23 protein-coding genes and 1 tRNA gene are annotated in these 21,895 nt (G+C 67.8%); 19 read left to right on the top strand and 5 right to left on the bottom strand.

Features of this window, described 5'->3' with window-relative positions:
* Positions 1–23 precede the first annotated feature (23 nt).
* The 11 genes from ACODRV_RS11225 to ACODRV_RS11175 all read left to right on the top strand — a co-directional run bounded on the left by ACODRV_RS11225 (position 24) and on the right by ACODRV_RS11175 (position 9,393).
* On the top strand, positions 24–119 hold the full coding sequence (locus ACODRV_RS11225; protein WP_488908367.1) for a DUF2200 family protein: 96 nt from the start codon (positions 24–26) through the stop codon (positions 117–119).
* Positions 120–218: 99 nt separating this feature from the next.
* The gene (locus ACODRV_RS11220; RefSeq protein WP_488908366.1) at positions 219–404 is read left to right on the top strand and encodes a hypothetical protein; all 186 of its coding nucleotides are present in this window, start codon (positions 219–221) and stop codon (positions 402–404) included.
* A complete protein-coding gene (locus ACODRV_RS11215) occupies positions 401–997 on the top strand; it encodes a peptidase S14 (RefSeq protein ID WP_240811663.1) in 597 nt (198 codons plus the stop codon). The genes ACODRV_RS11220 and ACODRV_RS11215 overlap by 4 nt, the downstream gene beginning before the upstream one ends.
* Before the next feature lie 60 nt (positions 998–1,057).
* On the top strand, positions 1,058–2,395 hold the full coding sequence (locus tag ACODRV_RS11210; protein ID WP_488908365.1) for an Hsp70 family protein: 1,338 nt from the start codon (positions 1,058–1,060) through the stop codon (positions 2,393–2,395).
* Positions 2,396–2,554: 159 nt separating this feature from the next.
* Positions 2,555–4,684, top strand: a complete 2,130-nt coding sequence (locus ACODRV_RS11205; protein ID WP_488908364.1) for a TonB-dependent receptor — start codon at positions 2,555–2,557, stop codon at positions 4,682–4,684.
* A 158-nt stretch (positions 4,685–4,842) separates the two neighbouring features.
* The gene (locus tag ACODRV_RS11200; RefSeq protein WP_141627789.1) at positions 4,843–5,235 is read left to right on the top strand and encodes a hypothetical protein; all 393 of its coding nucleotides are present in this window, start codon (positions 4,843–4,845) and stop codon (positions 5,233–5,235) included.
* A gap of 12 nt (positions 5,236–5,247) precedes the next feature.
* Positions 5,248–5,484 (top strand): hypothetical protein, encoded by a 237-nt coding sequence (locus tag ACODRV_RS11195; protein ID WP_488908363.1) that lies wholly within the window; start codon positions 5,248–5,250, stop codon positions 5,482–5,484.
* Positions 5,485–5,610: 126 nt separating this feature from the next.
* On the top strand, positions 5,611–6,303 hold the full coding sequence (locus ACODRV_RS11190) for a hypothetical protein (RefSeq protein ID WP_488908362.1): 693 nt from the start codon (positions 5,611–5,613) through the stop codon (positions 6,301–6,303).
* 145 nt (positions 6,304–6,448) lie between these two features.
* Positions 6,449–7,954: an RNA polymerase factor sigma-54 gene (gene rpoN / locus ACODRV_RS11185; protein ID WP_488908361.1), complete on the top strand. Its 1,506-nt coding sequence runs from the start codon at positions 6,449–6,451 to the stop codon at positions 7,952–7,954.
* Positions 7,955–8,185: 231 nt separating this feature from the next.
* Positions 8,186–8,851, top strand: coding sequence for a ribosome hibernation-promoting factor, HPF/YfiA family (gene hpf, locus ACODRV_RS11180; RefSeq protein ID WP_141627785.1), 666 nt, complete (start codon positions 8,186–8,188; stop codon positions 8,849–8,851).
* A gap of 74 nt (positions 8,852–8,925) precedes the next feature.
* Positions 8,926–9,393: a PTS sugar transporter subunit IIA gene (locus ACODRV_RS11175; protein WP_141627784.1), complete on the top strand. Its 468-nt coding sequence runs from the start codon at positions 8,926–8,928 to the stop codon at positions 9,391–9,393.
* Positions 9,394–9,538: 145 nt separating this feature from the next.
* Here the strand turns inward: ACODRV_RS11175 and ACODRV_RS11170 are convergent, their stop codons facing one another.
* Positions 9,539–9,799 carry a DUF1150 family protein gene (locus tag ACODRV_RS11170; protein ID WP_488908360.1) on the bottom strand — a complete coding sequence of 87 codons (261 nt, stop codon included), beginning with the start codon at positions 9,797–9,799 and terminating at the stop codon, positions 9,539–9,541.
* 83 nt (positions 9,800–9,882) lie between these two features.
* Positions 9,883–10,302, bottom strand: a complete 420-nt coding sequence (locus ACODRV_RS11165) for an Hsp20 family protein (protein ID WP_141627782.1) — start codon at positions 10,300–10,302, stop codon at positions 9,883–9,885.
* A gap of 192 nt (positions 10,303–10,494) precedes the next feature.
* On the opposite strand from ACODRV_RS11165, the gene ACODRV_RS11160 reads away from it, so the two are divergent.
* Genes ACODRV_RS11160 through ACODRV_RS11150 form a run of 3 tightly spaced genes read left to right on the top strand, consistent with a single transcriptional unit; the run spans position 10,495 to position 14,775 of the window.
* On the top strand, positions 10,495–11,967 hold the full coding sequence (locus ACODRV_RS11160) for a hypothetical protein (protein WP_488908359.1): 1,473 nt from the start codon (positions 10,495–10,497) through the stop codon (positions 11,965–11,967).
* A 4-nt stretch (positions 11,968–11,971) separates the two neighbouring features.
* Entirely contained in the window at positions 11,972–14,032 is a 2,061-nt protein-coding gene (locus ACODRV_RS11155) for a hypothetical protein (protein WP_488908358.1), read from the top strand.
* 32 nt (positions 14,033–14,064) lie between these two features.
* Positions 14,065–14,775: a hypothetical protein gene (locus ACODRV_RS11150; protein ID WP_141627779.1), complete on the top strand. Its 711-nt coding sequence runs from the start codon at positions 14,065–14,067 to the stop codon at positions 14,773–14,775.
* 54 nt (positions 14,776–14,829) lie between these two features.
* Here the strand turns inward: ACODRV_RS11150 and ACODRV_RS11145 are convergent.
* A tRNA-Ala gene (locus tag ACODRV_RS11145) sits at positions 14,830–14,905 on the bottom strand.
* A gap of 181 nt (positions 14,906–15,086) precedes the next feature.
* Positions 15,087–15,554, bottom strand: coding sequence for a TIGR02300 family protein (locus ACODRV_RS11140; RefSeq protein ID WP_141627778.1), 468 nt, complete (start codon positions 15,552–15,554; stop codon positions 15,087–15,089).
* A 245-nt stretch (positions 15,555–15,799) separates the two neighbouring features.
* Here ACODRV_RS11140 and aroA point away from each other — a divergent pair, with 245 nt between their 5' ends.
* The 5 genes from aroA (at position 15,800) to mscL (ending at position 20,572) form a co-directional block, all read left to right on the top strand.
* The gene (aroA, locus tag ACODRV_RS11135) at positions 15,800–17,104 is read left to right on the top strand and encodes a 3-phosphoshikimate 1-carboxyvinyltransferase (protein ID WP_488908399.1); all 1,305 of its coding nucleotides are present in this window, start codon (positions 15,800–15,802) and stop codon (positions 17,102–17,104) included.
* Positions 17,101–17,751: a (d)CMP kinase gene (gene cmk, locus ACODRV_RS11130; RefSeq protein ID WP_488908357.1), complete on the top strand. Its 651-nt coding sequence runs from the start codon at positions 17,101–17,103 to the stop codon at positions 17,749–17,751. Before aroA ends, cmk begins: the two co-directional genes overlap by 4 nt.
* Positions 17,752–17,910: 159 nt before the next feature.
* Complete coding sequence (gene rpsA, locus ACODRV_RS11125) at positions 17,911–19,614, top strand: 30S ribosomal protein S1 (protein WP_141627775.1); 1,704 nt, start codon at positions 17,911–17,913, stop codon at positions 19,612–19,614.
* A gap of 242 nt (positions 19,615–19,856) precedes the next feature.
* Complete coding sequence (locus ACODRV_RS11120) at positions 19,857–20,138, top strand: integration host factor subunit beta (protein WP_488908356.1); 282 nt, start codon at positions 19,857–19,859, stop codon at positions 20,136–20,138.
* A 14-nt stretch (positions 20,139–20,152) separates the two neighbouring features.
* Positions 20,153–20,572: a large-conductance mechanosensitive channel protein MscL gene (gene mscL / locus ACODRV_RS11115; RefSeq protein WP_488908355.1), complete on the top strand. Its 420-nt coding sequence runs from the start codon at positions 20,153–20,155 to the stop codon at positions 20,570–20,572.
* A gap of 8 nt (positions 20,573–20,580) precedes the next feature.
* Here the strand turns inward: mscL and ACODRV_RS11110 are convergent, their stop codons facing one another.
* Positions 20,581–21,729, bottom strand: coding sequence for an N-acetyltransferase (locus ACODRV_RS11110; RefSeq protein ID WP_488908354.1), 1,149 nt, complete (start codon positions 21,727–21,729; stop codon positions 20,581–20,583).
* Positions 21,730–21,895 lie beyond the last annotated feature (166 nt).

Raw genomic sequence — 21,895 nt, 5'->3', positions numbered from 1 at the left:
TCTGCGGCATCCGCGTCGAGGCCATGGAGCCCGGCCTGATGCAGGAAATCCGCTACCTCGACAAACTCATCGACGAACTGGCCCGGGGCAAGGCGATGGAGAAGGTGCTGCGCGCCTGACGACGGCGTGGTCGAAACCGTGACGTCCGGCGTCCGGCGCAGGAACTCTCCGCCGGATCAGAGGTTTACACGATCCGTTGCGCTGTGAGGACAAGACCGATGACCCCCTATGCCGTCCTTATCCCGATTCAGCGCCGCACCCGCGACCATCGCGTCATCCAGTGGTGGGAGTGCGAGTTGACGGACGAACGGGGCTCGGTCCGTGATCCGCTGCACCCCTTCTTCTCGCTCGACGAGGCCCGCAACTGGGCCACGTCGCGGGGCTATGAGGTGCGTCAGGGATGAGCGTGACCGCGATGCATCGGGCCCCTGACAGCCTGACCCTCACCGCTCGCGATTTCGCCTGCCCGAGTATAATGCTGGCCGGTGCGGTCGACTATGCCATGTACGACCGCTTCCGCGACCGGTTGGCGGCCGCGCCGCCGACCGGTCTGGTCGTCACCGAACTGTCCACCTTGGGTGGCGATCCCGAGGTCGCCCGCATGATGGGCGAGGATATCCGCTTCCACAGCGAGGACCGCCCCGAGCGCCGCTTCGTCTTCCTCGGCAAGGCCGCCATCTACTCCGCCGGCGCCACCTTCATGAGTTTTTTCGCGCGCGAAAACCGCTATCTGACGCGCGGCACGCGGGTGATGATCCACGAGCGCAAGATGGACAAGACGCTTCAGGTGGCCGGCCCCCTGACCGCCTGCCTCGCCCCGGTGAAGGCCATGCTGCATGAGCTGGAACACTCCATCGCCATCCAGAACGAAGGCTTCGAAAATCTGATCCGCGGCTCCGACATCACCATGGAAGAAGTGCTGAAACGCGCATCCGACGACTGGTATCTCGAAGCTGGCGAGGCGCAGGCGCGCGGTCTGGTGCAGGCGGTGATCTGAGCGGAAGCCTTCCCGGCGTTTCTGCGCTAGGAACGCCGCCCACCGCCGGGAGCCGCCTTCATGAGTTCAGACACCGCCCCCACCGTCGGTATCGATTTCGGCACCACCAACACCGTCGTCGCCATCGCGGGCGCCGACGGCGAGGCGACGGTCCTGCGCTTCGACGCCCCCACCGGTCAGGTCACCGCCTTCCGCTCGACCCTCAGCTTCCAGATCCCGCAGTCGACCGGCGGCCAACCGCCCCAGCGCATCGTCGAGGCCGGGCCCTGGGCCATCGAGGCCTGGGTCGAGGACGCGCTCGACACCCGCTTCATCCAGTCGTTCAAGACCTTCGCCGCCAACGCCGCCTTCACCGACACGGTCATCGACAACCGGCGCTACAGGTTCGAGGACCTGCTCAGCGCCTTCCTGCTGCGTCTGCGCGCCCATGGCGGTGAGGGCATGGCCGATCTTCCGGCGCGGGTCATCGTCGGACGGCCCGTCACCTTCGCCGGGGGTTCGCCGAACGAACAGCTGGCGCTCAGCCGCTATGAGACCGCCTTCGCCCGGCTCGGCTTCACCGACATCCGCTACGCCTATGAGCCCATCGGCGCGGCCTTCTTCTTCGCCCGCACGCTCCAGTCTGACGCCAATGTTCTCGTCGCCGACTTCGGCGGCGGCACCAGCGACTTCTCCGTCGTCCGGTTCGAGCGCGGCCCCGACGGCCTGCGCTCCACCCCGCTCGCCCGGTCAGGCGTCGGCGTCGCGGGCGACGCCTTCGACTACCGGATCATCGATCATCTGGTGTCGCCCGAGCTGGGCAAGGGCGGCGAATACCGCACCTTCGGCAAGACCCTGCCCATCCCCCAGCGCTACTACGCCGCCTTCGCCCGCTGGGACCAGCTGGCCCTGTTCCGTGCGTCAAAGGACATGCGCGATCTCCGTGATCTGGCCCGCACCGCGCTGGAGCCTGACAAGCTCGATCGCATGATCGAGGTTCTGGACGACAACCACGGCTACGCCCTGTACCGCGCCGTCGCCGACCTGAAGATGGCCCTGTCCAGCCGGGAGCAGGCCGACTTCAGCTTCATCGCGGGTTCCATCCGCATCGAGAAGCCGGTCACCCGCGCCCGGTTCGAAAGCTGGATCGCCCCCGACCTCGCCGCCATCGAGGCCGCCGTGGACGAGGCCGTGCAGCGCTCGGGCCTGCGCCCCGATCAGATCGACCGCGTCTTCCTCACCGGCGGCACCTCCTTCGTCCCCGCCGTCCGCGACATCTTCCACCGCCGCTTCGGCGCCGACCGCATCGAGACCGGCGGCGAGTTCGAGTCCATCGCCTCGGGCCTGGCCCTGATTGGCCGCGAGGCGGATCTGGATGTGTGGAGCGAGCGGCTCGACGGCGATCCGACGGCGTCCTGACCGACCTCAGCCCCCGCCTTTTCGAGGCAACCTGTGATTGCTACGCTCGACCGATTCCGGCGCGTTGCGCCGGTTCTCCGGGGGAGGGGCCATGTCAAAGTCGTTGGGCGTTCCCCGACCTGATCCGGCATCGGGCCTGGCTCCGCTGTGAGTCTTCTTGTGTCCGGCGCCCTCGTGGTCGCCCTGGCTCTCGCGTCGCCTCCGTCGCCCCAGACCGCGCCGCCCCGTCCTCCCGTCACCGAGCTTGAGGATGTCCTCGTCCTCGGCGCCCAGGGGCGGGCCGAGGTCGCGGCCGAGGTCGAGATCGGCCCCGCCGAGATCGATGCGCTCAATCTCTGGAGCATCGGCGAACTCGCGACGCGGCTTTCGGAATTCTACGCCGATCCGGAGCCGCCGGTCATCATCATCAACGGGCGGCGGGTGGCCGATCCCGGCCTCTATTTCAGCCTGCCGCCCGACGCCCTGCGGTCCGCCGAGGTTCTCCCTCCGGGATCAGCCGGCGCCTTCGGCGGTCCCGTCTCCGGGCGAGCGATAAATCTGGTCCTCGCCCAGCGGTTCGGCAGTCTCGACGGCGAACTCAGGGCGCATCGGCCGAGCGCCGGCGGTCTGACCGGCGTGGCCCTGTCCGGGCGCGCCAATCGCCTCGCGGGACTGGAGATCACCGCGCTGACGCTCGGGGCCACGCGCACGACGGCCCTCTTCGGCGACGAACGGCCCGGCGTCATGGACGGGCGGCCGGATGCGGGCGCCGCCACGCTGACGCCCGCCTCGCGGTCCTACACCGCCCAGTTCGCGCTCGGCCGCTCCCTCGGCGACTGGAACCTCAGCCTGAACGCGAACGCCAGACAGAACGAAAGCCGCTCCACCATCGTCGTGGAGGGCGGACCGGTGGATCAGACCTCCACCAACCGGATCGTCGGCGCCGTCACGGGACTGTCGGGCCGCGCCCTTGACTGGGATGTCAGCGCGTCGCTCCGGGCCCAAACCACCGAGGCGCGTCGCGAGGGGCTGTCCAGCACCACCAGCGAGGGGCGGCTGTTTGATCTCAGCCTCAACGCCAGCCGAAGCTTCCCCCTGACGCCCGCCGGGCCGGCGACCGTCAGCCTGGAGGCTGGCGGCAATCACAGCAAGTCCGAGACCCGCGGCGACGTCGTGCGCGATCTCGAGGCGGAGACCCGCTCCTGGTCGGCGCGGCTCTCGATCCCCCTGCTCGGGGGACCCGCGCCGGTGCTCGGCGGGCCGGTCGCGCCGCGCGGACGGCCCGGGGGGCTGGATCTCGCCCTCGCGGTTGGTCGCCAGACGGGCAGGGCTGGGCAGGGCGACAATCTTCATCTGGGTCTGACCGGTCGCTTCGGGCCTGGTGTGCGGGTGAACGCATCCTGGACCCGCACCACGGCGGCGCCGGGCGAAGCGGACCGCTTCGCCCCGGCCTACGACGGCCCCTCCACCCTCGTTTATGACTTCCGGAACGGCCGGACCGAGCAGGTCTTCACGATCGAGGGCGGCGCCCCCGATCTTCGAGCCAGCGTCACGGACGCCACGGTGCTCGGGGCGTCGATCGGGCCGATGACCGCCCTGCGGTTTTCCATGGGCGCCAGTCTGGGCGCGCGCCGTGGCCGCGACGGCATCGTGCGCGATCTCGCGGCGACGCCCGAGAACGAGGCCCTGTTCCCCGAGCGTTTCCTGCGGTCGGATGACGGGCGCCTGCTGGCGGTTGACCGCCGTCCCCTGAACCTCGCAGGCTTCCGGGACGCTTCGCTCGATCTGACCGCCGCCGTCACCCTTCCCGAGGGCCCGATTCTGCCGGCTCCGGTTCAACTCCGGCTGCGTCACAGTCAGCGGCTGGAGGACCGGTTCTCCATAATTCCCGGTTCGCCCGAGCTTGATCGTCTGGCCGGCGACAGCGGCGGCGCGCCCGGCGCATCGTCACAGCTTGAGCTCACCTCGGCCCGGGGGCGATGGACGATGAACCTCACCGGACGGCGGCAGGGCGCCTATCGGGTGCGTCGCATCGCCGGGCGCGATGGCGAAGGCGACATTCTCTATGCGCCATGGGCCTCGCTGGACCTCAGGCTCGGGTTCACCCTGTCCGGTCGCGGGGGCGGCGGCGACGGCGATGATCAGCGCCGACAGAGCCCCGGCGCCCGCATCGAGCTTCAGATCGACAATCTGTTGGATGGCCGCAGGCAGGCCCGGCTAGCCGACGGGGCATGGCCCTCCGGCTGGAATGCAGATCGGAATGATCCGGTTGGCCGGACCCTTCGCCTGCGTCTGTCCCAGCGTTTCTAGACGCCCCGGAAGGCGGCGCGCGCCTGCCTCTCTCTCTGGCTCCGGCGCCCCGATCCTGCTATTCAACGCTGGCGTGCATCGATCCTGCAACCCGAAGCTTGACTTCGGGTTGTTGCCTCATACTCTCGGTAGTGGTTTTTCATTGGGGGACTACCAGAATGATACTGACTGCCATGGCCATGACGGCCGCGCTTTGCTGCCAGGACTACCAACAGGAGGTGGGGCTCGAGGATGAGTCCCAGCAGCCCTACACCGAAGGCGGCGTCCTGCCTTTCGATGATCAGGCGACCTACGTCGTCGACCCGACGCCGGTCGAGCCGGATCCCCTGTTCACCATCCGCCCGGGCACGCCGGGCACCGGCCGGTCGGTCGGCGGTGGGCGTTCCACCTATACCCTGACGGGCTCGGCCCGGATCACCGTCCGTATTCCGTTTGTCGGTTCGCGCACCGCCATTCTCGGGCCGGGCACCTCCTTCACGGGTGTTGACCGCAACCGGAACAACATCCCTGATGAACTCGAACGCACCGAAATCGACATCGGCCCTCTTTAGGAATGATTCAAAATGAGCGCTTTGGGTAACCCTCGCAGCATGGGGTTGATCGGTCTCTCCCTTCTTCTGGGGGGAGCGCTCGCCTTCCTCGGCCTCCGAACCCTGTTCCTCGATCACTGGATCGCGGTCTTCATGTTCGGTGCGACCGGCTGGACCACAGCGGCCGTCTACGGCCTGATCGGGATCATTCTGGTGGGGGCGGCTCTGGTCCTCGCGTCCTTTTTCGTGAAGCGACGCTCTCTATCCTGACGAAGAGGCGGGGCCCCGGCCCCGCCTCTTTCTGTTTTCGGCTCAGGGCGTTCGGCGCAGGGACGCCCATACGTCCGTTTTTGACGCACCGGCATGTCATCCTCCTCTCCGACAGGAGGATCGCCCGTGCTGACAGACGCCCCACACCCCAACCCCCACGCCCTTGAGGCCCCGCGCGGCTACGACCCGCGCTCGGACGACACATGGGCGCTCGCCCGTCGGGACTATATCAACGGGGATTCCGGGACGCAGGTCTGTGACCGCTATGGCCTGAGCCCATCCACCTTCAGTGATCGCGCCCGGCGCGAGGGCTGGCGCCGGTGCGATCAGCCGGAGCCGGCGCCTGTTCCCGATGACGACCCGGAGGCGGACGAACCCGTCGACTGCGCCGCGCTGGCCGAAGACGCGCTGGTCCGGGTGCGGCGGGCGCTGCGGCTGGGCCGGGCCGGTGAGGCGGCGTCGTGGATGCGGCTGCATGAGAAGCTGCAGGCCCGGCTTGAGGCCGGCGAGGCGCGTGAAAGGCGGCGTGAGCGGGTGGCGCGGGAGCAGGGAACGGAAGGGGCGATCGCGCGGACCCTGGCGTCCCTGCGGAACCAGCAAACCATCATCCGGGGCGCGGCCTCGACGCATCTCGGTCTGACGCGGGCGTTCAGGTCGGGCCGGCTGATCCGGGAGGATTATCATGAGCTGTGCGAGCTGAATGACGAAGTGGTCGCCGGGGTGCGCGGGACCTTCCCGCTGTCTCCGGCTCCGCCCCCCGATCCGGCCCCTGATCCGGCCTGTTCGCACCCGGATTTTTCCCCCGCGCCCGATCCCTGAAAGTTTCGCCCCGCCGGACCCGGCAGAGCTTTCCATCGACGACGTTTCAGGGGCGTTCAAACCCTTCAAGGGTCGTTAACCGGTTCGGCGACATGGTCGCCGAAGCAAGTTCCGGGCCACTTCGGCCGGGGCAGGGGAAAATCGCGTGCTCGGTCAAAGGCTCGAGATCAGACAGGGGCAGGGGCTTGTCATCACGCCCCAGCTGCAGCAGGCGATCAAGCTGCTGCAGCTGTCGAACCTTGAGCTGGAGGCCTTCGTCGAAGCCGAGCTGGAGAAGAACCCCCTGCTGCAACGCGAGGACGGCGAGCCGGGCGAGGCGAACGACGCCACGCCCGAGCGGATCGAGGTCGCCGACCGCGCCGAAATGACCTTCGAGGACGGCCGCGCCGCCGACGCGGGCGACGCCGTCGATGCGCGCGGGGACGATGTCTATGGCGATGCCGCGCCGGGCGAGCGCGGGGCGGATCGCACCGATGACGGCCAGCCCGGTCTGACCGACTGGTCCCGCGCCGGGTCCGGCGGCGGCCTGCCGGACGGCGAGGGTCGTGAACAGCCCGACACCCGCGACGCCACCCTGTGGGAGCATCTGCAGGCCCAGGCCTCGCAGGCCGGCTTCTCGCCCGCCGACCACGGCATCGCCCTGACCCTGATCGACATGGTCGATGAGGGCGGCTACCTGCGCGGCGATCTGGCCGAGGTCTCCGAACGTCTGGGCGTCGACGCCGGCCGCATCGAGCGGGTGCTGGCGGTCTGTCAGGGGTTCGAGCCGACCGGCGTCATGGCCCGCTCGGTGCCCGAGTGCCTCAAGCTGCAACTGGTCGAACGCAATCGCTTCGATCCGGCCATGGAGTGCCTGCTCGACAACCTCGACCTGCTGGCGAAGCGGGACCTGACCGGCCTGCGCAAGCTGTGCGGCGTCGACGCCGAGGACATGGTCGAGATGATCGCCGAGCTGAAGGCCCTGACGCCGCGCCCCGGCGCGGGCTTCGGCGGTGAACCGGCCCAGACCGTCATCCCCGACGTCCACGTCCGCGCCGACCCGGCGGGCGGCTGGAAGGTGGAGCTGAACGCCGACACCTTGCCACGCCTGATCATGGACAAGCGCTATCACGGGGTGGTGGCGGGCGCGGCGCGGACCGAGGTCGACAAGACCTTCGTCGCCGACTGCGCGGCCCAGGCGTCATGGCTGGTCAAGTCGCTGGACCAGCGGGCCAGGACCATCCTGAAGGTCGCGTCCGAAATCGTGCGCCAGCAGGACGCCTTCCTGGCCTTCGGCGTCGAGTTCCTGCGCCCCCTGAATCTGAAGACCGTCGCCGACGCCATCGGGATGCACGAGTCGACCGTCAGCCGCGTGACCTCAAACAAATACGTCTCGACGCCCCGGGGCGTGTTCGAGTTGAAGTTCTTCTTCACCGCCGCCATCCAGTCCTCCGACGGCGGCGCGCTCCATTCGGCTGAAGCCGTCCGTCACCGGATCAAGTCGATGATCGACGGCGAGGGCCGCGACGGCGACGTCCTGTCTGATGACCGCATCGTCGAACTGCTCAGCGAGGCCGGCATCGACATCGCCCGCCGCACGGTCGCGAAGTACCGCGAGGCGCTCCGCATCCCGTCCTCGGTCGAGCGCAAACGGATGCTCAAGGCAGGCTGAAATGCCCTGAACGCAAGGCTGTTCTTTCTTTGTTCTTGCATTGCGCGGCAGGCTCGGGCTATACTTCCTTTCGAAAATTGGCGGGCGCGAAGCGCAGGGTCGCGTCGGGTCGAGAAGGCGGAGCCTTCTGACCGCGACCCCAAAAAAGAGATGCGTCAAATCGCGCAAGCGTGACTGTCGATTTCGTTGTTCTCCGTTGACACCAAACTGGATCGGTCGCGTTCTATCGGCATGCAAGTCCAGGTCAGCGGCAAGCACGTAGATGTCGGCGAAGCGTTAGGCTCGCGCATCTCCCAGGAACTCGAAGACGGGATCGGAAAATATTTCGAACGCGGTGCTCAGGATGCTGAGGTCGTGGTGTCGAAAGACGGTCACGGCTTCAAGGTGGACTGTTGGGTTCGCCTTGCGTCGGGACAGGCTATCGTCACCACCGGGCTGGGCGGCGACGCCCACGGCGCCTTCTCCGACTCGCTCGACAAGCTCGAGAAGCGGGTGCGCCGCTACAAGCGTCGCCTGAAGGATCACCACATCGGGCCCAAGCGTCTCTCCCCGGAGAAGACCGAGGACGCCGCCCGCGAGGTCGCTCGCAGCATCGTCCTGCGCAATCCGGACGAGGTCGAGGACGAAACCTTCGGCGACGCGGGCGAGGCGGACGGTCCGCCTCCGGTGGGCATGGTCATCGCGGAGAACGAGACCGAGATCCGCACCATCACCGTCGGCCGCGCGGTCGCCGAGCTCGACATGACCGGCTATCCGGTCGTCGTCTTCCGCAACGCGGCCCACGGCGGCATCTCGGTGGTCTATCGCCGCCCTGACGGCAACGTCGGCTGGATCGACCCGGACAGGAAAGGTGTTTCACTCGCCGCACACGGTTCGGTAAACGGTCATACGTCATAGTGCTTCCCACAAGGGGGCGGGTGTTCTAAAGGGCGCCCGCCCACCCGGGATGATCGAGTAGAGTCGGGGTTTCAATGGACATCGGTGATTTGCTGGCGGACGGCGGCGTCGTCCTGCGCAGCGGCGCGTCATCCAAGCGGCAGGCTCTCCACACGGTGGCGGACGCCGCCGCCCAGGCTCTCGGCCTGCCGGAGGGACGCGTGCTGGAAGCTCTGCTGGAGCGCGAGGCCCTGGGCTCGACCGGGCTGGGCTCGGGCGTGGCCGTGCCCCATGCCCGTCTGGAGGGCGTCCGCCGCGTGACGGGCGTTTTCGTGCGTCTGGATACGCCCGTGGCCTACGGCTCGGTGGACGACCGTCCGGTCGATCTGCTGTTCGCCCTGTTCGCTCCGCCCAGCGACGGCGCCGAGCACCTGCGGGCCCTGGCGGCGGTCTCGCGCGCCCTGCGCTCGTCCGGGATGCGGGAGCAACTGCGTCAGGCCCGAACCGCCGACGCCATCCACGCCCTCTTCGTCAGCGACCGCGCCCCCGCGACAGCCGCCTGACGGCGGCATCATCTCTCTTGAAGGGCGCTAACGCCACCCGCGCGGCGGGTGGCTGCTTGAGCGCGGGCCTGCCTTCAGCGTCGCGCCGATCTCGCGCTCAAGCAGGGAGCGCCCGCGGCGCGAGCGATAGCGCTCTTGGGATGCGTCAGTGAACCGAGACGGGCTCCAGCTCGTGCGCCACGGCGGTGGCGAAGGCGGTCTCGCGGTCAGTCATGATGGCCAGCCGCTCGCCGTCGGCGCCGTGCACGGCATAGAGGGTGGCGTCGGGGTCGACCGACAGCCCTTGCATGGCCGTCATAGGCGCATCGGCCAGCACGTCGGCGGCGCGGATTTCGCGCACATAGACAAGGTCCGGCGCCCCCAGATGGGCGAAGTCCTGTCGGGTCATCTTCTGTTCCGGCGTCATGTGACCGCCTCCTTACGCTCTACTAACGCCACGGGGGCGTATGGGTTCGGCCCCGAATTCGGCGGCCGGTGAATCGACGGCTCTCAGCCCGTCGTGATGGGGATGCGACGGATCGTCTGGACGTCATCCGGACGGCTCATGTCGACGTGCAGCAGGCCGTGTTCGAGGGTCGCCGCATCGACCTCCAGGCCGTCCGCCAGCACGAAGCTGCGGACGAAGCCGCGCCCGGCGATGCCGCGATGCAGAAAGGCCTGCGGGTCCTTGCCCGCGTCCTCGCGCTTGCCGGCGATGGTCAGTTGGCGGCCTTCAAGGGTGATGGCCAGGTCGTCGGGGCCGAAGCCGGCCACCGCGAGGGTGATCCGGACGGCCTGCTCGCCGCGCTGCTCGACGTTATAGGGCGGATAGCTGTCCGCCGCCGCCCGCTGCGCCCGGTCGATCAGGGCCCGGGTGTGGTCAAAGCCCAGCAGGAAGGGGCTGTCGAACAGGATGGTGCGTGTCGTCATATGGTCTCGAGCCCCCGAAGCAGGCGTTGAATCAGGCCTCCCGGAATGGCGAGACCTGAACACCGATTAGATGGGGCCTGCGCGCTCCGGCGACAAGTCACAGAAGTTTCGCGACCCCCGTTCGGAAACCGCTGACACGGGCCGCATCCTTGGGTAGCGTATGGTGACGCTCAAGCGTCGGGGGAGCTATCCATGCGTGCATTCATGCCGTTCGCGGCCGTCATCGCCGTGTCCGTTCCATACGCCGCCATGGCGCAGGAGGGCGTCGTCTCCGGAACGGGGACCGCGCCGGTCACCCGCGACGCCAACGCCACCCGCGCGAATGCCGAAGCGGCGGCCCGTCAGGATCTGGTGCGGAACATGGCCCGTCAGGTGCTGGGCGCCGAACGGCTGGGCGAGGTGACGCCCGAGATCACGGCCCGTCTGGCCAATCAGCTTCGACCCGAGATGTTTGAGCCCTGGTCCTATGAACGGGTGGGACAGGAGTACCGCGCGACGGCGTCGGCCCGCATCGACCGGGCGTGGTTCCAGGCGCGTCTGGATGACGAAGGCGTGGTCTCTTCCAGCACGCAGGCCGGGGGGCAGAATGCGCGGGTTCTGGTCATGCTGGACGAGGCGGTCGGGCCGTCGCGCGACACCAACCAGCCGATCGAGGTGACGACCGAGTATGACCGGTTCCGGGGCGCGACCTTCAGCGATACCTCGAGCCTCAGCTACTCGGACCGCGAGGCGGCGGCGTCGACGTCGCAGCGGACCGGCGCCTATGCCAACTGGTACGGCGCCGGCGCCGCCCGCAGGACGGACGCCGACGCCTATGCGCGATCGACCCGTCTGGAAGACCGCAACAATGTTCAGGCCGCCGCGGTCGACGCCACCCGGTATCGCCAGCGTGTCGTCTATCAGGCGACCGCGACCACGCGGGTGGGGCAGGCGGCGGTCGCGGCCCTCACCGGGGAGCTGCTGCGTCACGATGTGGCGACGGCGAACGGGATGAACGCCCTGGCTCAGTTCGCGCCGGGTGCGCCGCCCCTGTTCACCGAGCTGCGCGACAGTGGTCAGCTGACGGCCTTCCTCGCCGACGCCTACCGCACCAGCCGGGCGCCCTTCTTCATGGGCGGGCAACTGAGCATTCAGGACAACGGCCGCAGCCCGAACACCGGGCAGGCCACCTGCACCGGCCAACTGTATGCCCAGGCCTTCGCCACCAGCACCTCGCAGGACATCGCCGCGACCAGCAAGTCGGGCGAGGACGCCGCCTCAAGCTACGAGTTGTGCGCCGCCCGCCTGTCCGAGAACCTCGCCCGTCTGGCGGCGGAGGAGCTGGGGCCGCAGGTCCAGCGCCACTGGCGCAACCAGTCGCGCGGCGTGGCTAACGCCGTCGCCGCCGCGCAGGGTCCGGTCGAGTACACGCTCGTCATTCGCGGCGCGGCGGACATGGGAACGCAGGCCGATGTGCTGGACGCTCTGCAGGGGCTGCCTGGGGTTCAGAGCCACGCCTTCCTCGGTCAGGAGGGCGGTCAGATGAACCTCCAGGTCCGCTATGAGGGGCCGATGCCGCTGAACCTCGCCCTGTATCAGCGGCTGCGGGGCAAACCGGCCTTCGCCAACGCCACCAGCGAGGTCGTGGGCCGTCAGGTCATCTTCTGCCTGCCCGGCGGTTGCTGAGCCTGTGACGGCCCGGACGATCGGTCTGGCGGCGCTGTCCGCCCTTCTGTGGCTGCTCGGGGGGGCGGCCGCGCAGGCGCAAACGCCATCCCTGCGGCTCTACCCTGTCGCGGGCCTCTTCGGCCTCGACGCGACCGCCTGCGGACGGCCTGCCGGCAGCGCGGCGTCGAATGACACGGCCTATGTCTCGCCCGAACTCTGCTTCGCAGTGACGCCCGAGCGGCGGATGGCGCTGGGCGAGCGGTTCCGGCAGCGGGTCGCGGCCCGCTTCCCGGGCGTGGTCAACGATCTGTCGGTCGGACCGGGCGCTGGCCTGACCCGCGAGGCCACGCTCACCGGGACGGCGGTGGTCTCCCTGCATATGACCCGGCTCGACCTCTGGCGTGTCCCCAACGGCCCCTCCATCGAGGTGCATGCGCCCATGGGGCTGACGCTGATGGTCTCCGACATGGCGACCGGGGAGGTGTTGTTCTCGGAGAGCCTGAACGGCAGGGTCTCGGGGATCATGTCGCGCGGCGGCGGCCTCCAGCAGATCCAGCGACAGATCGACGGCCAGCTGGAGACCGCGCTGGACGCCCTGGTGGATCAGGCCGCGACCCGCTTCCAGCCCCGCGCCCTGACCGCGCAGGTGCGGGGCCGGGCAGGGGATCGCTTCGTGGTCGATCAGGGTCGGTCCGGCGGCCTTCGCGAGGGCGACTTCCTGGGCGGCGACGTTCGGGTCGTGCACGCCGACGCGGCCTATTCGATCGTCGAGCCCCTGCTGGGGAGCCTCAGCGTCGGGCAAGCCCTGTCGCGGCAGGTCGCCCAGCCCACGACCGCGCTGGCGCGGCCGTCGATGCTGGTTGTCGTGGCCGACGCGCCGGCGCATGTCGGTCGGCGACATCTGGCGGCCATGGTCGAAACCGCATTGGGCGAGGCGACCGCCTTCTCGGCCGCGCCGGTCAATCCGAGCTTCGTGGAGATACGGAACCAGACGCTGGGCCAGTCAGGGGCGGGCTATCGCCCGCGGGCCCTGCCTGACTACTTCCTGCGCGTGACCGCGCTGGTCCTGCCGTCGGCCGGCATGCCCACCGAGGTCCGGGGCGTCTCGATCCGGTCGCATCAGGCCCGGGTGCTGGTCGAGGTGATCGACCGCGCCGGTCGGGTGCTGTTCGCCGGACAGGGCGTGGAAAGCTGGCGCGATGCCGAGATCGCGGACCTGAGCTTCTCCGCCGAACAGCGGGACGATCTGGCCCTGATCGCGGCGGTACGACAGGCGGTGGAGGTCGTCGGTCGGGAGTTCCGGCCGCAAACTCTGCGTCTTCCGGTCAGCGCAGCCGCAGGAGGCGTTCGGGTCGCTGATCCGGGCGGCGCTCTGACCCCGGGCGTGTCCGCCTCCATCCTGCGCCGGATCGGCCGTGTCCCCGGAATCGATGGGGATGTCTGGTCTCCCATCACCAACGTCGAGGTCGTGTCCACCGATCAGGACGGCGCCACCGCGCGCTTCGCCGGGGTGGAGACGGTGTCCGTAGGGTCCGGCGACCAGCTGGCCTGGGAGGCGCCATCGCTGGCCACCGCGTCCCGTCGATGGTTCATCCAGTGCGCGGATGCACAGGGGAACGGCAGCGTCAGCGCGCGGGGCTCCATCCCTCAGCCGACCTTTGGGCCGATCGCGGTCAACGCCTTCGCGGCCGCGTTCCGGGCTCCTGTCCGCATCCGCGACTTCGAGGATGAGCTGCGCCCGCTGTTGATCGGTCAGTTTGAAGGGCTGGAGCAGATGGGCGTGTTGTCGCCGCCGCCAGAGGACGTGTGCTTCGAACCGGTCCATCAGGTCGAGCCACGCGGCGCCCCTCGCCCCCGGCAGGGGATGGTGCTGTCGGACTATGACCTGACCGTCGGTTTCAGCCTTCGGCGCAACGGCCAGCGGGTCGAGGGCGGCGTCGGCAAACAGCAGGCCCTGACCGGCGTCGCGGTGTCCGCCGGCGCTGACGCCGGGTCGCGAGCCGGCGTGCTGCAACAGGCGCTCGCGGAGGCGACCTCCGTGATGGCGCGTCAGGCGGCGGCTGAAACCACGCCCCCGAGATAATCCTCAATCCATTTCGAAACCGGAGAAGACCTATGAAGGCATCCAAACCCGTCGCTGCGATCCTGGCCCTCGGCCTCGCGGTGCTCACGCCGGCGTCCGTCAGCGCCCAGCTTCCCAACCTTCGGGGGATGGGACAAAATCTGCCGCGCAGCGTCCCGGGCGTCCCCAACCCCTTCGGCGGCGGCGCGTCCGGTGCGACGGCTCACAACCCGGATGTGTTCCTTCGTGAGGGCGTGGAGGCGACCAAGCAGATGATGGTCGCGGCCGCCGTGCTGGCCCAGATGTCGCGCAACAAGAACGACATGGCGTCGATCCGTGAGCGGGTGAACGCCATCCAGGTCGTGCAGGACGCGGATGATCTGGGTTCGTACAACGCCGCCTTCGAGGAGGACATCGACGCCCTGAAGGCCAACGCCGGAAGCGAGGCCGAGCTTCAGGCGCTGTACGAGACCGCCAACCGCAACCAGCGCGGCCTGATGCTGGACGCCGGGGTGAACATGATCCGCGCGGGTCTGATCGACGCGCAGTTGGTCTCCGACTTCCCCGCCATGCTGACGGCGGCTTCGCGTAATCCGGCGAATGTCAGCAAGCTGGGCCATCTGCGCACCTTGGGCGGTCTGGCCGGGACGCAGCTGAATGCGATGCGGTCCATGATCGGTCCGGTGTCGGCTCTCCTGCGTTCGCAGAACGTCGACGTGCCCGACGAAGCCGATCTGGGCCGCGCCCGCACCATCAGCCTGTAGGGATCATCAGAACCGGAATTGGAGAAGGCCTCGCGGTGTCCCGCGAGGCCTTCATGGTGGAGCTTAGCGGAGTCGAACCGCTGACCTCTTGCATGCCATGCAAGCGCTCTACCAACTGAGCTAAAGCCCCGAACCGTTGCCGGTCTGGTCCGCCGCGGTATTGGTGTTGGCCCCCGGCGAGGCGGCGGAAACTATGTCAGGGCCGTTTGAGGATCAAGCCCGTTTTCGCCTTTTATTTTCACCTTTTTCGAACGCTGTTCGAAAGGCGATTTCCGGGCGGATCAGAGGGCTCTGATCCGCCCGGAAGTGCGTTAGTCCTCGTCCTTTTCGGGCTTGCCGATCTCGTCCTCGAACGAGTCGTCATCGTCTTCGTCCTCGATGAAGGGCACCGAGTCATCGTCGTCGTCGCCCAGGACGTCATCGTCATCTTCACCGGCCTCGCCCATGCCGGGCTCTTCGGTCGGGTCGGTCGGCGAGTCATCGTCGTCGTCCGGGGTCAGGATCGGCTCATGGCCTTCCTCGTCGATCTCGGGCGTGGAGACGGCTTCTTCCTCGTCGTCCTCGTCGCCGTCGACCTTCTTGTCCTTGACCTGATCTTCAGCCTCGTCGTCGGCCGGGTAGCCGGCCGGACGGCCGCGGCGGTTGCGCAGCTTCAGGGCTTCTTCGGGATCGAAGTCGGTGCCGCATTTGGGGCAGTGGGCCGGACGACGGTTGAGGTCGTAGAATTTGGCCTGGCAGTTCGGACAGACCTGCTTCTGGCCCAGTTCGGGATTAGCCACGGAGGCGCCTCTCACGTTCGGGGAATTCGGGCGCGTCCCTTGCCACCCCTTGGAGCCGCTGTCAAAAACGTTCTCTCCGGCGAAATCGGTTCAGGAGCGCTGCGCGCTCCCGAACTCAGATTTCGCCGAACTTTGGAGCTTGGGCCATTTTTTGGATTCAGGTCTCGTAGACCTGAAGCAAAAATGGCCGCCACCCGCGCCTGACACGCCCTTTCGGAGACCGCTGGGTGACGAACACCACACATCTGACCGCCCGTCGCAGCCGCGCGCTGACCGGTTCCGTGCGCGCACCGGGCGACAAGAGCATGTCGCATCGCTCGATGATCTTCGGGGCGATGGCCACCGGCGTGACCGAGGTTGAGGGGTTGCTTGAGGGCGACGACGTCCTGGCCACGGCCCGGGCGGCGGAGGCCTTCGGCGCGCAGGTTGAGCGGCTGGGGGACGGGCATTGGCGGATCACGGGGCAGGGGGGCTTCCGCACCCCGGACAGCGTCATCGACTGCGGCAACGCCGGGACGGGCGTGCGCCTGCTGATGGGCGCGGCGGCCGGCTATCCGATCACCGCGACCTTCGACGGGGACGCTTCATTGCGAAAACGTCCGATGAAGCGTGTCACTGGCCCATTGGCTGGAATGGGCGCGACCTTCGACTGGTTGACCGCCGAGGATCGGGTGCCGCTGCGTTTGACCGGCGGGACGCTGACCGGCATCGACTATGTGCAGACGGTCGCCTCGGCCCAGATCAAGTCGGCCATCCTGCTGGCCGGGCTGAACGCCGGGGGCGTGACCACTGTCACCGAGCCGGAGAAGAGCCGGGACCACACTGAACGGATGCTGCGCGCCTTCGGAGCGGAGGTCAGCGTTGTGGAAGACGGCGAGGGCTGGACGATTACGCTGAAGGGCGGGCAGCCCTTGACGGGGACCTTCGTGGCGGTGCCGGGCGATCCGTCGTCGGCGGCCTTCCCGCTGGCGGCAGGGCTCGTGGTTCCGGGCTCGGTCGTCACGGTCGAGGGCGTCATGCTGAACCCGCTGCGAACCGGTCTGTTCGAGACCTGGCGGGAGATGGGCGCGGACCTGACCATCACAAACCGCCGCAGGGCCGGGGGTGAGGAGGTCGGCGACATCACCGCCCGCCATTCGGCGCTGAAGGGTGTCGTCGTGCCGGAAGATCGCGCGGCCTCGATGATCGACGAGTATCCGATCCTGGCCGCCACGGCCGCCTTCGCCCACGGTGTCACCGTCATGCGCGGCGTGGGCGAGATGCGGGTCAAGGAGAGCGACCGCATCAAGCTGATGGTCGACGGCTTGCGCGCCTGTGGTGTCGCCGTGGAGGAAGAGCCCGAGGGCTTCATTGTCACGGGTGGGCCCGTGCGGGGCGGCGGGACGGTGCACACCGCCCACGATCACCGCATCGCCATGAGCCATCTGGTGCTGGGCCTCGCCGCCGAACAGCCGGTCACCGTCGACGAGCCGGACATGATCGCCACCAGTTTCCCGGGTTTCGTGGAGTTGATGAACGGCCTTGGGGCGGATATCGCGGCAGACCAATGACCGCTTCCCTCATCATCGCCGTTGACGGCCCCGCTGCCTCGGGCAAGGGCACCATCGCCGCTCGGCTGGCCGCGACCTATGGGCTGGCGCATCTGGACACCGGCCTGCTGTACCGCGCCGTCGGCGTGGGTCTGCTGGACGCGGGCAAGTCTCTGGATGATGAGGCCGCCGCGGAGGCTGTCGCACAGGCTCTGGACGCCAGCCATCTGACAGACACCGATCGGTTGACCAGCGGAGAGGCGGGCGAGGCCGCCAGCCGGATCGCCGGCTATCCGGGCGTGCGCGCGGCCCTGCTGGCCTTCCAGAAGGCCTTTGCGGCGCAGACGGGCGGCGCGGTGCTGGACGGGCGCGATATCGGCACGGTCATCGCGCCGGAGGCTCCGGCCAAGCTGTTCATCACGGCCACGCCCGAAGTGCGGGCGACCCGGCGCTGGAAGCAGCTGACCGCGCGCGGGCACGACATCGCCTTCGAGGCCATGCTGGCCGACATCATCAAGCGGGACGAGCGCGACGCCGGGCGCGGCGCGGCTCCCATGGTGCAGGCTGAAGACGCCGTCTTGCTGGATACGACCGATATGGATATAGAGACGGCCTTCGATGCGGCCCGCCGTATCGTCGAGGCGGCGCGCGCGAAACAGGGTCTCTAGGCCCGGTCCGCAAATCCAACGCTCCAAACCTCGGCTTCCGCGGGCGCTCTGGCTGAGTTTGAAGCCTCGCGTCAGACGACCTGATTTCCCCTTTTGAACCCCTTCGCGCGGGACCTTCCGGTCGCGCGCAGAGACCCTTTTCTCCAACTCCAGAGTTACATGACCGATACCCTTTCCCCCACCCGCGACGATTTCTCGGCGCTGCTTGATGAGACCCTGCAGGGTCGTGACCTCGGCGAAGGCCAGGTTGTCCACGGCCGCGTCGTCGGCATCGAAAAGGACATCCTGATCATCGACGTCGGTCTGAAGACCGAAGGCCGCATCCCGGCCCGCGAATTCGGCATCGGCGAAGGCGCCGTGATCCCGAAGGTCGGCGACAACGTCGAAGTCTATCTGGAGCGCGTCGAGAACGCCCTGGGTGAAGCGGTCATCAGCCGCGACAAGGCTCGCCGCGAGGAAGCCTGGACCCGTCTGGAAGTCGTCTTCGCCGACGGCCAACCCGTCAACGGCACCATCGTCGGTCGCGTCAAGGGCGGCTTCACCGTCGATCTGGGCGGCGCCTCGGCCTTCCTGCCGGGCTCGCAGGTCGACATCCGTCCGGTGCGCGACGTCGCTCCGCTGATGGGCAAGGAACAGCCCTTCGCCATCCTGAAAATGGACCGTCCGCGCGGCAACATCGTCGTCTCGCGTCGCGCCATCCTGGAAGAAGCCCGCGCCGAACAGCGCACCGAGCTGGTCGGCCAGCTGCAAGAGGGTGAAGTCCGCGAAGGCGTCGTCAAGAACATCACCGATTACGGTGCGTTCGTTGACCTGGGCGGCATCGACGGCCTGCTGCACGTCACCGACATGTCGTGGAAGCGCGTCTCGCACCCGTCGCAAGTCCTCGCCGTCGGCGACACCGTCAAGGTCCAGATCGTCAAGATCAACCCGGACACCCAACGTATCTCGCTGGGCATGAAGCAACTGCAGGCCGACCCGTGGGACGGCGTGGAAGCCAAGTACCCGGTCGGCGCCAAGATGTCGGGCCGCATCACCAACATCACCGACTACGGCGCTTTCGTGGAGCTGGAAGCCGGTGTCGAAGGTCTGGTGCACGTCTCGGAAATGTCGTGGACCAAGAAGAACGTCCACCCCGGCAAGATCGTCTCGACCTCGCAGGAAGTCGACGTGGTCGTGCTGGACGTCGACGCCTCCAAGCGCCGTATTTCGCTGGGCCTGAAGCAGGCCCAGGACAACCCGTGGGATGCCTTCGTGGCCGCCAACCCGATCGGCTCGACCGTCGAGGGTGAAGTCAAGAACGCCACCGAGTTCGGCCTGTTCATCGGCCTGGACAACGACATCGACGGCATGGTCCACCTGTCGGATCTGGACTGGAACGTGTCGGGCGAGGAAGCCATCCAGCGTTACCGCAAGGGCGAAACCGTCAAGGCCAAGGTCCTGGACGTCGACGTCGAGAAGGAACGCGTCTCGCTGGGCATCAAGCAGCTCGGCGGCGATCCGATGGAAGGCGACACCTTCAAGAAGGGTCAGCAGATCACCGTCACCGTGACGGCGATCGAAACCGGCGGCATCGAGGTCAAATTCGGTGAAGACGACGCTCCGGCGACCGCCTTCATCCGCAAGTCGGACCTGTCGCGTGACCGCAACGAGCAGCGCACCGAGCGCTTCTCGGTCGGCGATCGCGTCGACGCCATGGTCACCGGCATCGACAAGGCCTCGCGCCGCGTCTCGGTGTCGATCAAGGCCCTGGAAATGAAGGACGAGGCCGAGGCCATCGAACAGTTCGGTTCGTCCGACTCGGGCGCCTCGCTGGGCGACATCCTGGGAGCCGCCCTGCGCGAAAAGGCCGGCTCGAAGGACTAAGCCCCTTCGTTACAGACTGAAGACGGATCAGGCGGTCGGAGAAATCCGGCCGCCTTTTTCGTGCCCGCATCCCTGCCAATCGGAATTTTGTGTGCGGTTGCCGACGGTTAACTCACAATTTGGTCCCTCAGCGCGGCTTTGGCCCTTTTTCCCTCGTCGCGCGAGCGTTAGGGTGGGCTTGCATCCGGCGTTCAGATGCACCCGTATGTGCCCGGGACGGGCTGAAAAGGGCGGGGGCCTGCATGATCAAATCAGAGCTGATCGAAAAGCTCGCGGCGGAAAACACGCATCTGACCCATGCCGAGGTCGAGCGTGTGGTCAATGTCGTGCTCGGCCGTATGGTCGATGCTCTGGGCAACGGGGGGCGCGTGGAACTTCGCGGCTTCGGAGCCTTTTCTGTTCGGGGCCGCCCGGCGCGCGCCGGTCGTAACCCGCGCACAGGCGAGTCGGTCGAGGTGCCCGCCAAGGCGGTGCCTTTCTTCAAGAGCGGCAAGGAGCTGCGCGAGCGGCTGAACGCTGACTGACCCACAGGAGCCCCATGGGACTGGTTACCGAGTTCAAGGAATTCATCGCCCGCGGCAACGTCATTGATCTGGCCGTCGGCGTGATCATCGGCGCCTCGTTCGGCAAGATCGTCACCAGTCTGGTCGAGCAGATCGTAATGCCGCCGGTCGGCCTGCTTCTGGGGCGGGTGGATTTCTCGAATCTGGAGTGGGTTCTGGTTCCCGAGAACCCGGCCACAACTGACGTCGAGAAGGTGGCCATCCAGTACGGCGCCTTCATCAACACCGTCATCCAGTTCCTGATCGTCGCGGTGGTGATCTTCCTGATGGTCAAGCTGGTCAACAAGCTCCGTCGTGAGCAGGCGGCCGCGCCGGAAGCCCCTGCTGCCCCGACCGCGACCGAGGCTCTGCTGGCGGAAATCCGCGACGAACTGAAAGCGCGCCCGAAAGCCTAGATCGCGGCTCAGGCCTTGGATGCGGTCTGTGACGTTTGAACGGGCCTGCGCGCCCCGTGGTGGATCGCATCTAAAGGAATGGGGCGCAGGCAGATGGCGTAGTCGCCGTCATAGGGCGTCGGCGACCAAAGGGCCGTATTCGGCGCATCCGTCGCGAACTGCACATGGCAGTGGCCCCAGCCACCCTCATTGCGAGCTGTTCGGGCGAAGTCCCTCAGCCGCGCCATGGCCTCCGGCGTGACGACTGAAAGCCTCAACTTGGCCGCGCCCATGATCCGGGCGGCGTCCTTCAGGGCCGTCATCAGAACCGGAATGGCGTCGGCGTGGCTGCGCAGGGCCTCCAGATCGAGGATTTCCAGAACCGGCGGCTCGAGGATGTTCGATTTGGCCATCATGGCCATGGCGTAGGCGACCATCACGCCGTCCCGCTCGAAGGCCAGGGTCAGCGGAGGTTCCGACAGATCAGGGTCCTGCAGCCGCCACCGCTGGATCTCCGGGCTGCGGTCGGCCAGCAGCCGACCATCCTGTGTCAGGGCGGACCAGAAGGCGGCATAGGGAGAAGCGTCGCTGAAGTCGTCCAGCAGACTGACACCCGGCGGCAGGGACAGGCGAGGCGTGCGGCCCAGGCGGTCGTTCATCAATTGCTCGCCCAGACCCGAAATGGCTTTGGGCGCCAGGCCGTACAGCTTGCGCCAGACCTTGCTGATCGCGAGAGGCAGGGGTGAGACCACCCAGCTGAGTTTCACCGCATGGGTCTGTTCCGGCCAGGACTGCATGCCGTGCCGGACATACAGGGGCTGGGACTTCGAATTGGCGTTGAAGGTATAGCGGGCGAAGACGTTCGGCTGGGTGGTGAAGGTCTGCAGCATCCGGCGGCTGGTCCCGCGCACGGACGGCGTCACGATGATGTTGAAGCCGGTCGCGCCATGCAGGCGCCGCTCGCCCAAGCGGAAGCGCTGGATCAGGTTGCCCACATGGGCGGCGGGTTCTCCGTCCGGGCCGTCGGCGACCCAGCCGGTAGGCGCGCCGATGTCGAGGCGGGCAGGGTTGGCGTGAAGCCATCGCCAGCCGGCCAGTGACCGTTCGGGCCAGCCGACGCTGCGGTGCAGGGCCTGGATGGCCGGATAGTCGCTCTCGGTGATCTCTCTCAGCGCCATGACGATGCTGTCCCGTTTCGGGAACCATGACAGGTTCCGGTCCGGAAACGTGCATGGACCGGACCAGTTCTGCAATCAGGAGTGGATTTCAGCGGTGTCTTTCGACACGCGAAGCGATTCCGGTTTGACTCCGGGACGGGCGGAACAAATAATGAACATCTATCGT

It is taken from the genome of Brevundimonas sp. FG8 (assembly GCF_057808845.1).
Note: the sequence above shows the minus strand (reverse complement) of the source record. Positions and strands in the feature narration are given on the sequence as shown.